Raw genomic sequence first — 11824 nt, 5'->3', positions numbered from 1 at the left:
TTTGGTGTTTAATTTTTTACTAAAATAAGAATACAATATGGACAGCTTAAAACATGATTGGCTAACTGAAGGACTGATTGACTATGAATATAAGAAATACATTTTGCTTGCTTATTTGAAGAACATTGGAAGTAGGTTTAATCAGTCGGAGCTATACCCATTCATGTCTGATTTAATTTTCCATTATCGGAATCTGATAAAAGTGAAAGAAAGTAAAAAATTGATGTATGACAATTTCCCAGAGACACTTACCAAGGCTGATTTTAATAAGCTCAGACTTACCTATGATAAAATTGTGAATGATGATGAGGTGATGCAGCAGATTGAAGAGATCATCGCATTTGCAATACCTAAAATGAAAGGTATGCTAGAGGAAGGGAAAGAGCTTTTTGAGTTTGTAGAGGAGCATATCGAACTGGAGCCAGTAGGAGTTTCTCCGATTTATTCAGACGAGGGCTATTTGTTTATTAATCAAGACGCATCAATGGATGTATCGATTTTTAGGTATCAAATGACATTTTTTGAGCATGCCGAAGAAAAGTATCGTAGTATGACTACTGAGTTTTTAATGAACGAGATTCGTGGGATAAGTACGACCTTTGAGAATATTAAAGTGGGTTTAACAAAAAGGTTTACTGAATTACCTAATCCAGCTACTTACCTTGCTAGCAGCAGACTGAAATTTCCATTAAATGAGACGGTTCTTCCTGTAGCCAAGCGAATGCTGGTTAGAAGAATATCTGTTTCTTAATTATCCGTGCTATCTGTAGCAGAACCTTCTGTTAGATCATTTAAATCTGACGAGTTAGCATCTGCAGGCTGAATTCCTTGTGGAATGGCTGGTTGAGAAGTCTGTGCGTTATCAATATTTGGACTTGATAATACATCCTGATCTTGAGTAGGTTGAATGAAGTTTGTGGAAACAGAAAGTACAAGAAGGATAATAGCAAATCCCCACGTTAGCTTTTCTAGAAGGTCGCCTGTTTTTTTGACTCCCATTAGTTGAGAAGTTCCAGAACCTCCAAATTGGCTTGAAAGTCCTCCTCCCTTCGGGTTTTGTGCTAATACAACAAGAATCAACAACACAGCTACTATGACAATCAAGGTTACAATTACTCCGTACATCTATTCAATTTTTGAAATTAAGTCCGCAAAGTAAGATGATTTTTCTGGATATTTCAAGCTTAGTGCCTCATAGATTTCAAGCGCACGCTTTTTATTTCCTTGATGTAAATAGATTTCAGCAAGATATTCTGAAGCCAGGTTAGGATCCCAGGCAGCACTTTGCTCTGCCAAATCAGACGCGGTGCTTTCTTCTTTTCGCTGATATTTAATTGTAGGTGACTCTTTTATGAATTTGTCAATGATATCCTGGTGAGACTTGCGCTCACCTTTGCCGTCGTCTTTTTCTTCTTTGGAGCTATCAGGTTTAGATTTGGACGGCGATTTAGCTTTTGATGTCTTTTTTGCTGGTTCTTTTTTTATCGCAGATTTCTTTGATGTTTTCTTCTCAGAAGATTTCTTAACAGCTGCTTTGGTCGATGTTTTTTTCTTTGTATTTGTTTCTTTTTTAACAGCTTTAGATTCAGTTTTCTTAGATTTTGGCGATTTTACTTCACTTACTTTACTATCCAATTTTTCAGTTTCAGAAGCAACTTCTTTTTCTTCAGCAAGTGATTTTTTCGAAGATTTAACTTCTTCTTTTATTGCTTCAGGTGTTTTAGGTTTTTCAACTAGACTTTCAGGTTGGTCCTCCTTTTTTTTGCGTTTACTTTTGCGGGCAACAGGTTTGGCTTTGGATAGGTCAGGGAGTTTTATTTTATCAGAACCTTCATCATGACTTTCTTCTTTCGAAGATTCCCCTTCTTTATTAGGTTCTTCTTTCTTTATCTTTTCTTCCTTGGATTCTGATTTTTGCTTGCTTTCATCATCACCTAACAAGGATGAAGGATCAACTTCTTCTGGAGGTTTTAAATAGCTTCTTGTAGCGAATCTTGAGAAACGAGGCTCGCGGATTACACGCTCAGCACGACCAGAATCTCCGTCTTCTATGGTTTTATCTGGCTTATCTACACCTTTTTCTTCAGTATCTTTTTCATCTACACCTTTTATTGTAATTCCTTCATCTTTATCTGCTTGTTTGTCAGATTCTGTCTCATCATCAGATTCAGAGGTTTCCTTAATAGTAAGTTCTTTTTCTGCAGCATCCTCTCTAGCTACTTCTTCCTTAGCTTTTTTGGCAGCATCGAGAATTTGCATTGTGATTTCGGAAGCGGATCTTTTGACTTCCTCTGATGGTTCTTCTTTAGACTTTGATTGACTTTCGTCAGGTGAGGGTTCCTGAGATTGCACCTCTTCCAATTCATCCTTAGTAGAAGCTTTTTTCAGTGCTTCAGAAACCGCATCGTCTTCTTCGATTTTTTGCTGAACCTCAGCAAATTTGTGTCTAGAGGCTTTCAGATTCTCCATATCCCTTTGGAGTTCTTCCAGAATTGTATCAAGTTCACCAGTGGGTAATTCAGGAACTTCAGGAAGCTGTTTTTCTTCTTTGGCTTTAAGAGCGGAAGGCCGTTTATCGGTACGTTCCGGTTTGGGTTCTGGCTTTTCCTTTGCAGTAGGGGGTATATCAGGTACTTTAGAAGCTTCTTTAGCAATTTTTTGCTCGGGCTTGGAAGGTTCTTCGACTTCCTTAACCTCTGGTTTTTCTTTTACCTGGTCACTGGATTCTTTAGGTGCCTGATCTTGCTTACTTACAATTGGTATTTTTTGTTCTTGCTTATCGGGTTCAGGTTTCTTTTTATCCTTTTCTTGAGGTTCTTCTTCTACTTGAGCAGGCTCGCTTAAGAAGAATAGATTTCCATTTAGGTATTTCTTTAGAAGAACTCGATCTGTAGAATAGATGGCTGCTGAGGAAATTCGTTTTTTGGTTTTTGGATGCCCCTGCTCTTTGCTGGCTTTAGCGAGGAGTAAACGGGCACTCAAAAAGTACGGATGTTCGTCCACAACTGCTTCAAGCTCTTCCAGTTGCTCTGAAGAAAGCCGATTAGGATCGCGTAAGAATGTGATTAATTCGGTCTTATTCACAGGTCAGATGATGGTGTTTAAGCTAAAATTAACCAAAATCACCAATTTGCCACTGACGCATTGAAGATATCTAATACTATTTGATCGAATATCTCTTCAACAAAGGCCTCCTCATCGGATGCTAAATTGGTAGAATTGTCAAAGTCTTTAAAAAATGAAAAGCTTCTATCAAAATCAAAGGTGGGATCGTTTACATTGATATATGTGGCAGAAACAGTAATTGTGATTCGCGAAAGTGCTGAAAAATCGGCTTGACCTTGACTACCAGCTGTCGCGGCAACTGGGGTAATAGTATAGTTTGAAATAAAGCCATCTAATTGTAAGTCTCCATTGTTTTCAATAAGCTCTAAACTAGAATTTTGCTGAAAGTAATCTTTAATAGTTTCAGTAAATAATGCACTCATATTGGATGGTCCCAGAGGAGCGTTGTTGTAAAATTGTTGAATTGAGATTGTCTTTATGTCGGGAGATAATGTACCTCCGGTGAAATTGTACACACCACATCCCGAACTAAGCCCTAAGGATAAGAGAAGAAGTAATAGACTAAAGGTTCTCAAGTTCATATTGCTTTATCTTCCTATACAAAGTTCGTTCCGAAATACCCAGATCTTCAGCTGCATACTTTCGTTTATTATTATTTTTCCTCAAAGCTCTAATGATGAGCTCTTTTTCTTTTTTTTCAAGAGATAGAGAATCTTCAAATTCCATCTCATGAGTAATATCTTCAACCTCCGAATCATAATCATCTTGGTTAGATGAAATTATCAAAGTAGGCTCTTCATTTTGTGGTTCCTTCTCTTCTTTGTATTCGTCCAATCTATTGTGGGAAGAATCGATATTTTGAAAAAGTGTTTTATGATCTTCCAGAATTTCTTTTTCATTGTCATCCCCATCTAGCATTTTAAAAACAAGTTTTTTTAACTCAGCCATGTCTGACTTCATGTCAAAAAGTACTTTATACAAAATATCTCTTTCTGTGAAGTTATCTTTCGAATTTTCTTTGTCAACCAATGCTGGCAGATTATTGCCTGTTCGTGGTAGATAAGTCTGTAGTTGTTCTAAATTTATCTCACGTGAGATGCTGAGCACACTAATTTGCTCAACCAGGTTTTTTAGCTGGCGAATATTACCAGGAAAACGATGGGATTTTAAATAATCTTTTGCGTCATCAGAAAGCTTTATTGGCTCTGTTTTATAATTCTCTGAAAAGTCATAAGCGAATTTTTTAAAGAGTAGAACTATATCATCGTCTCGTTCTCGTAAAGCAGGTACATAAATTGGTACAGTGCTTAAGCGATAGTAAAGATCTTCTCTAAATTTGCCTCTATTTACAGCTTCCAGAAGATTGACATTAGTCGCTGCAATAACTCTAACATCAGTTTTTTGAACTTTCGATGATCCAACTTTTATGAATTCACCGTTCTCTAGAACTCTTAGCAAACGAGCTTGAGTGTTTTGTGGCATTTCTCCTATTTCATCAAGAAAAATAGTACCTCCGTTGGTTACCTCAAAATACCCCTTTCTATCTCCTGTAGCCCCTGTAAATGCACCTTTTTCATGTCCGAAAAGTTCAGAATCAATTGTTCCTTCAGGTATTGCACCACAGTTGATCGCTATAAATTGACCATGCTTACGGTGTGAGAGGCTGTGAATGATTTTGGAAAAAGATTCCTTACCGGCTCCACTCTCGCCGGTAATCAAAACACTCATATCTGTTGGTGCAACCTGCATGGCCACACGAATTGCATTATTGAGTTTGCTCGAATTGCCTACAATCTCAAATCGCTGTTTTATTGCTTGAACCTCGGAATCGATCTTTAAACTCATACTATTTCACCAAAAAGTGTTGCCGGTGTGCAATCGGTAACTTTTACTTTCACATATGTTCCTTTAGGCATGTCACCCTCGAAGATTATTACTTTATTCGCTGAATTTCTTCCTTGAATTCTGTCGTTTGATCGCTTGCTCTTACCTTCTACAAGAACCTTAAATTCATTGCCAATATCCAGTTTATTTCGTTCAAGAGATATTTCTTTTTGCTTATCTATAATTTCCTGGAGTCGTCTTTTTTTCGTTTCTAAAGGAATATCATCCTCATACTTTTTAGCTGCAAGGGTACCAGGTCGCTCTGAATAAAAGAACATGTATGAAAAGTCATACTTAACATAATCCATCAAAGTGAGAGTTTCCTCGTGTTCGGCTTCAGTTTCAGTGCAAAAACCGGAAATCATATCTGAACTAATACCACATTCTTGACCAAGGATATTCCTAATTGCGTCAATCCTGTTAATATACCATTCACGACCGTAGGTACGATTCATTAATTCAAGGACTCTTGTACTACCACTTTGCGCAGGTAAGTGGATATAGTTGCAGATGTTTTCATATTGTTTCATCGTATGAAGCACCTTGTCCGTAATGTCTTTTGGGTGCGAAGTTGAGAATCTAACTCTCAAATCAGGATGAATCCTGGCTACCAGTTCGATGAGATCGGCAAAGGTGATAATTTCACTCACATCGTCCTTTTTGTCTAATCGGGCTTTGTTATTTTCCTCTGCAGACCATTTATACGAATCTACATTCTGACCAAGAAGCGTTACTTCTCTATAGCCTTTATCAAAAAGATCTTGAGCTTCTTTAACAATGGAATGAGGATCTCGGCTTCTTTCACGCCCTCTGGTAAATGGTACTACGCAGAAAGAGCACATATTGTCGCAGCCTCGCATAATGGAAATCAGTGCCGTAACTCCATTAGAATTTAGTCTTACTGGAGAAATATCAGCGTAGGTTTCTTCACGTGATAGAAAGGTGTTTATACCTTTTTCGCCTTCTTCTGCCTGCTTTACCAACTTGGGTAAATCCCTGTAAGCGTCTGGTCCTAATACCAGATCTACGATTTTCTCTTCTTCTAAGAGCTGTGATTTTAGTCTTTCGGCCATGCAGCCAAGTACACCAACTGTAACATCACGATTTTTTTTCTTTACACCGTTGAAAAAATTCAGTCTATTCCTTACCGTTTGTTCCGCTTTCTCACGAATTGAACAAGTATTAATTAGTATCACGTCTGCATGTTCTGGCGAGGACGTGGTTCCAAAACCTTCTTTTTGTAGAATAGACGTGACTATTTCACTATCTGAAAAATTCATTTGACAACCATAACTTTCAATGTAAAGCTTCCTCTGAGCTTCGCTTCCGTCATCTTCGGTGGTCTTAAAGTCACACGATTCAGGTTGATTCGTCTTTTTCTCTAGTATATCTATGTCTGCTATCAATCCTCGCATGCCGCAAAGATAGAAACTACTGTGACATTTTGTCAGCACTTCAAGTATAGAATTTTACTCTAGTTTTAAAAATAAAATGGCTCACATTCAAGAGGTTCGGGGATTTTCCCCAGTACATGGTAAGGATTGCTGGTTTGCTCCCAATAGTACAATTGTTGGTGAGGTTGAAATGGGAGATAATTGTACTGTTTGGTTTGGTGCAGTAGTACGCGGAGACGTGAATTTTATAAGAATAGGGAATAACACAAATATTCAAGACAATGTAACTATTCATGGCACGTATCAAAAATCAGGAACAACAATAGGAAATAATGTCTCTCTGGGTCATAATGCTGTTATTCATGGTTGTACCATCGAAGACAATGTACTTATTGGGATTGGTGCAATTATTCTTGACAATGCGGTTATAAAGTCAGGTTCGATTATTGGGGCAGGAACTGTAGTGCTAGCAGGAACTGTAGTGGAAGAGAATTCGGTTTTCGGTGGTGTTCCTGGTAAGAAGTTGAAAAGTATGGATGAGGAAAATAAAGAAATGCTTGGTAGAATTGCAGGAAACTATTCTATGTATGCTGGTTGGTTTAAAGAAAAATAGCTTATGAATATACTTGTAAAAATATTACTATCCTCAATTGCTGTAATAATTGCTTCATACCTTCTTCCTGGAGTTGTTGTAGATGGCTTTTTTACTGCGGTTATTATTGCGGTTTTACTTTCACTGTTAAATGTAACGGTGAAACCCTTGTTAATTATATTAACGATTCCACTTACTGTCTTTACTCTGGGGTTGTTTTTACTGGTAATTAATGCGTTAATCATTTTGATGGCGGATGCCATCATACCAGGATTTGAAGTTCACAGCTTTTGGTGGGCTTTAATTTTCAGTTTGGTTCTGTCCTTGATAAATTCTCTTTTATCGGACTTAAGCAAAGAAAATCAGAAATAAACTGGACATTGAGGATCTTTCTTGTAGTTCCTCAACTTAACTCTGTAGTTGAGCATAATTTCATGTGTACCACGTGAATGATTATTTAAGGCATTTACGGTGGCATCATATGCATAGCCTAGTCTAAAGTTTTCGTTTAGAATTAGTTGGGTAAGAAAGACTAATGCGTCACCACTTCTATAGGATACTCCCGCATACGCTATTCCGTCAAAGATGATGGTTGCATTTAGATCCCATCCAAGTCTACTTTGTTCCTGATATCTTATTAAGGCAGAGGGACTAAATTTTACACTTTGATTGATATCTAAAACAAGTCCACCAGTTATATAATAATAGCGACTTTCCTTTGCGTCTGAGGTAGTTCCGTCAGCTTGTACCTGGTATAGACTGTTCTCAAGAATGTAAGGCACAGAGATGCCAACATACATTTTAGGATTTGCAAAATAAATACCAGTGCCAAAATTTGGTGTAAATCTGGTGGGTGTTCCGGTTAATAACTCATCTTCTTGATTAAGAATATTGAGCTGAGTAAAGTCCGAGCGTCGATTATCAAAGCCTCCTGATAGTCCCATTGCAAGGATGCCGGCACTTGTTTTAATCTTATAAGCACCACTTAGATAAACTGCTGATTCTTTATGAACCCCAATTACATCTTGAGATGCCTGTAATCCTAACCCAATTTGATTTCCATAGAATGAGCTATGAACAGCAACAATATTTGAAACAGGTGCTCCATCTACATTTATCCACTGTTTACGATGTAGAAAGCTGGCACTTAAGATATTTAAACTCCCTGCATATGCTGGGTTTAATGATAGTCCATTAAACATATATGTTGACATGACTGGTCTCTGCTGTGAAAAGACACAGCTGACCATAATCATGAGAATAATTGCAACTAATGATTTTTTCATTCTTGCTAAAATTACCTAACTAATTCTAAATATCCTTGTACCGGATCTTCTCCATTGCCCAAATCAATAATGTAGAAGTATGTTCCAACTGGTAATTGAAGTCCTCCGCCACCCACATTACTTATACCTTCAAATCTAATTGAAGTGTTATTATAGCCATCTATATCGTAAACTTTCTGACCAGCTCTATTGAATACCTGCAGGTTATTATTAGGGAAGTAGTCAATACAGTCAACTAAGAAGAAATCATTCTTACCGTCTCCATTTGCAGAAATTCCATTGTAGATTGTTAATGAAGTTTCAATTGTGAACGAAGCAGAGTAATCACAACCATTTTCTGCTGTAAACGTCACAGTGTAATCCCCAGGATAAGCGTCAATTAATCTTGAATCATTTCCGACCACATCGCCATTCGCATCTCTCCATTCATAATCACCTGCAAGCTGGAATTCTTCGAAGCTTATTATCGCAGTGCCGGTAAATTGGTTTGTAGAACCATCTTCCGTTCTTAGACAAACTGAGTTATTGAAAATCACTTCATAAACAGGGTCTATTACTTCATAGCCAATTTCTACTGAAGTAAAAGCAGATTCACATCCAGTAGCTAGATTGGTAGCTCTAACCAAATAGGTTGTTGTGTCAAGGTTAAACACTTGTGAACCAGTAGTATATGGAGTAGTCATATCACTAGGATCGAACCATTCAAATAGATAGTTATTAGTAACTCCATCTACATTAGCAATTGCACTACCATTCGCAAATTGACAGTTATTTCTTCCATTATTGACAAGAACAAACGGGTCACTTGGTGTAATTGCATTATTGAAGATATCAAAATTGGTTTCAGCGGTACAGCCAGTAACCACATGTGTTAAGACTAATCTATATGTTCCAGCATCTAAGTTATCTACAAAGAATGAAGTCCCTATAAGCGCGTTGGAGTCATCATACCATGCAATGTCCACCGTAGATATATCTTGAACGCTCACAGATGCGAATCCATCTTTTTCAGTAAAACAAACTGTAACATCATTAGTCGTCAGCTCAAATGTAGGTCTTCTAGTTCCATCTTCAACTGTAACCTCAACTGCTTCAGATTGACAGAAATTGTCAATTTGATCGATGACATATACTACATATTGTCCGTTAGCAATTCCTTCTATTAGAGTTCCTGTGTAATCAGCATTTGCAGGGTTTGGATTTGTTCCAACTGTTGCCAGATCCCCAATAAACCAATAGTAACTATAATCATTGATTGATCTGCCCAATGCCGGAGATATTACCGATACAGCAGCTTTACCGTTCGGGTTTATACAGCTTGTGTTTGCAGAAGACGAAGTTGAAATAGCAATTGGATTTGGAATATTGTCTACCATTTCATACGTCTCAGTAATAATACAGCCTGTAATTGTGTTCGTTACTTCGACTGTATATAAGCCAGCTGCAATTCCAGAAACTACATTCGTTGATTCTCCCATCAAATTGCCACCACCAGTATAATCGTCTGAGGTTAGTGGATTACCAGTTCCAGTTCCGAAATACCATTCAAAGTCATAAGTTGCGTTTTCAGGTTGTCCGTCTGCCAAAACAAGTAATTCGCCATTTGGATTACTAGGATCGCAATTGGTCTGGAAGTCAAAATCATCAAGTGTTATTTCAGGTAGCACTGTATTATCATTTACTGTAGTCTGGAATGGTTCTGTTACACAATCCAATGTGGAATGTGTTCCAATAATCCAATAAATTCCAGCTTGTGCAGTTGTATAAGCTGCTCCTGCTACGCCTGTAAATACTGGTGTAGCTCCACCGACAGTAGGATCAGTATCATAATAGTCAAAATCATAATCTGTAGTTAGTCCACTACTGACTGATGTCACTGTAATGGTACCATCTGGAGGAACACATGTAGTAGCTCCGGTGGCAGTTACAGAAACTATTTCTAAATCAGCTGGTGCACTAGGTACATTTAGCTCTGTTGTTTGTGAACAACCGCTTGGGATATATGTTACTCTCACAGTATATGTTCCTGACGATAATCCTGAAATTGTTGATGTGGTGATACCTGTTGGTGAACCCACACCCGAACCTGTGAACCATTCAAAAGTATAGTCTGTATTTGTATCATCATTACCATCTGCTTCAGCAGAAAGGGAGCCAGCCGGTGTTCCACTGGCTGAGCAGGTAGAGTCCGCTGCAACTATAGAGATAGTAACATCTGGTAGAATTATATTCTCTTCGATATCGAAGAAAATGCGATCAGACTCACATTGTGAATCAGTCTTTCTAATTAGCGCATAGTATGAGCCCACACCTAAATCTTCTATTAAAAACTGATTTGGATTAGTTGCTGGAGTACCTGAAAGAACGTCTCCAGGAGTGGTATAAACTTCAAGGTCATAAACCCCATCAACAACCATTTGAGCTGAGTCAATATTTACACCTCCGAAAGAAATTCTACGAACAGCAAAACTTCCATTATCGACACAATAACTCACATTATCTACCGAATAATCTGTGATAAATAATAGCTCATCCTGAGTAGGGATAGTGAAATTTTTCACGGATATACATCCAGTATTAGTATTTTGTATTTCCACTGAATAATTGCCCCCAGAAACTGCAGATAAAACAACGCTATTTGCTGCTCCAATTTCGTTTCCTGGAATTGCTCCAGAATTGGTAAACCATTGAACATTAAAATGATCATTTTCATCATAGACGTTATCAATGATTACTTCCAGTCCACCAATTTGAATGCCACCGCCACAATCTTCATTTGGCGTTACGCTTACTAATGATATTTGTGGATTTCGAACAGAGTCTTTCACATTAATTACAGCAGTTGCAGCAAAACAACCTGTGGTAGTGTTTTGAGCAAAAACATAATAATCATCAGCTGCTAAATTGTTCAATGTAATGGTCGGTGAACCATTATTGGTAAATGTTCCTGATATTGGTCCACCTGATGACCCTTGTCGTATGATTACCTCATAATCATCTAATATGCCACTAATATCCGCATCATTAATAATCAATGTTCCGCTACTACCAACACACATTGAATCAGGTTCTGTTTTGGCTTGAATAGAAGAGACATCAAGTGTTGGTGTATCTTCCATTGATCCGACATTATAAACTGCTGTAGCAGTACAGCCCTCATTACCCGTACCTGGAGTATCTCCCAAGTCTTTATTAATTACTACCGTATAGTTGCCTGATGCTAAATCTGAGAGGGTTGTAAAAGTTCCATTTGTTGTTGCAGATCCCCTCGTACCTCCATCAGCAGGGTAGATTTCATTTGCAGCAGCTATAGTACCTCTATACCAGGTGATTGTGAAATCAGTTGGTGTTGCTACTAAACCATCATCAGTTATAGAAATCGCGATTGACCCGTCGCCAACATTTCCAGCATTATCACAATATGTGTCTTGAACAATTGCGCTAGCAAGGTTGATTGTAGGCGTTACCGTCTGATCTTCGATGATGAACTCGATGAAGTCACTGGCGGCTTGAGCACATCCCGTGCCATTAGCAGCGGCCACGTTAGTGATTTGTAGATAGTAGGTATCTGGCGCAAGTCCAGCAACCTGGCTAGCTCCAGC

At 38.1% G+C, this 11824-nt stretch carries 10 protein-coding genes; 3 read left to right on the top strand and 7 right to left on the bottom strand.

The window, feature by feature from the left end; all coding sequences use genetic code 11:
• The first annotated feature begins 37 nt into the window (after window positions 1-37).
• Window positions 38-751, top strand: coding sequence for a hypothetical protein (locus ABJG98_RS06470; protein ID WP_348278674.1), 714 nt, complete (start codon window positions 38-40; stop codon window positions 749-751).
• On the opposite strand, the gene secG is transcribed toward ABJG98_RS06470, so the two are convergent.
• Genes secG through miaB form a run of 5 tightly spaced genes read right to left on the bottom strand, consistent with a single transcriptional unit; the run spans window position 748 to window position 6365 of the window.
• Window positions 748-1125 (bottom strand): preprotein translocase subunit SecG, encoded by a 378-nt coding sequence (gene secG, locus ABJG98_RS06465; RefSeq protein WP_348278673.1) that lies wholly within the window; start codon window positions 1123-1125, stop codon window positions 748-750. The two genes, ABJG98_RS06470 and secG, sit on opposite strands and share 4 nt — an antisense overlap.
• On the bottom strand, window positions 1126-3084 hold the full coding sequence (locus ABJG98_RS06460) for a hypothetical protein (protein WP_348278672.1): 1959 nt from the start codon (window positions 3082-3084) through the stop codon (window positions 1126-1128). It abuts the gene before it with no gap.
• A gap of 38 nt (window positions 3085-3122) precedes the next feature.
• Window positions 3123-3647, bottom strand: coding sequence for an LptE family protein (locus ABJG98_RS06455; protein ID WP_348278671.1), 525 nt, complete (start codon window positions 3645-3647; stop codon window positions 3123-3125).
• Window positions 3628-4911, bottom strand: a complete 1284-nt coding sequence (locus tag ABJG98_RS06450; RefSeq protein WP_348278670.1) for a sigma-54 dependent transcriptional regulator — start codon at window positions 4909-4911, stop codon at window positions 3628-3630. Before ABJG98_RS06450 ends, ABJG98_RS06455 begins: the two co-directional genes overlap by 20 nt.
• Window positions 4908-6365 (bottom strand): tRNA (N6-isopentenyl adenosine(37)-C2)-methylthiotransferase MiaB, encoded by a 1458-nt coding sequence (gene miaB / locus ABJG98_RS06445; RefSeq protein WP_348278669.1) that lies wholly within the window; start codon window positions 6363-6365, stop codon window positions 4908-4910. The genes ABJG98_RS06450 and miaB overlap by 4 nt, the downstream gene beginning before the upstream one ends.
• Before the next feature lie 76 nt (window positions 6366-6441).
• Here miaB and ABJG98_RS06440 point away from each other — a divergent pair, with 76 nt between their 5' ends.
• Together ABJG98_RS06440 and ABJG98_RS06435 are read left to right on the top strand one after the other, a co-directional pair.
• Window positions 6442-6957: a gamma carbonic anhydrase family protein gene (locus tag ABJG98_RS06440; RefSeq protein ID WP_348278668.1), complete on the top strand. Its 516-nt coding sequence runs from the start codon at window positions 6442-6444 to the stop codon at window positions 6955-6957.
• Between the two features lie 3 nt (window positions 6958-6960).
• On the top strand, window positions 6961-7308 hold the full coding sequence (locus tag ABJG98_RS06435) for a phage holin family protein (protein ID WP_348278667.1): 348 nt from the start codon (window positions 6961-6963) through the stop codon (window positions 7306-7308).
• On the opposite strand, the gene ABJG98_RS06430 is transcribed toward ABJG98_RS06435, so the two are convergent.
• Together ABJG98_RS06430 and ABJG98_RS06425 are read right to left on the bottom strand one after the other, a co-directional pair.
• Complete coding sequence (locus tag ABJG98_RS06430; protein ID WP_348278666.1) at window positions 7299-8222, bottom strand: type IX secretion system membrane protein PorP/SprF; 924 nt, start codon at window positions 8220-8222, stop codon at window positions 7299-7301. The genes ABJG98_RS06435 and ABJG98_RS06430 overlap by 10 nt on opposite strands.
• An 11-nt stretch (window positions 8223-8233) precedes the next feature.
• Window positions 8234-11824: gliding motility-associated C-terminal domain-containing protein (locus tag ABJG98_RS06425; RefSeq protein ID WP_348278665.1), on the bottom strand; the 3591-nt coding region annotated here is incomplete at its 5' end.

Origin of the sequence: Ekhidna sp. (assembly GCF_039960695.1) — a bacterium.
In the GTDB taxonomy this organism is placed as follows: domain Bacteria; phylum Bacteroidota; class Bacteroidia; order Cytophagales; family Cyclobacteriaceae; genus Ekhidna.
This window is presented reverse-complemented; position numbering and strand designations above follow the sequence as displayed.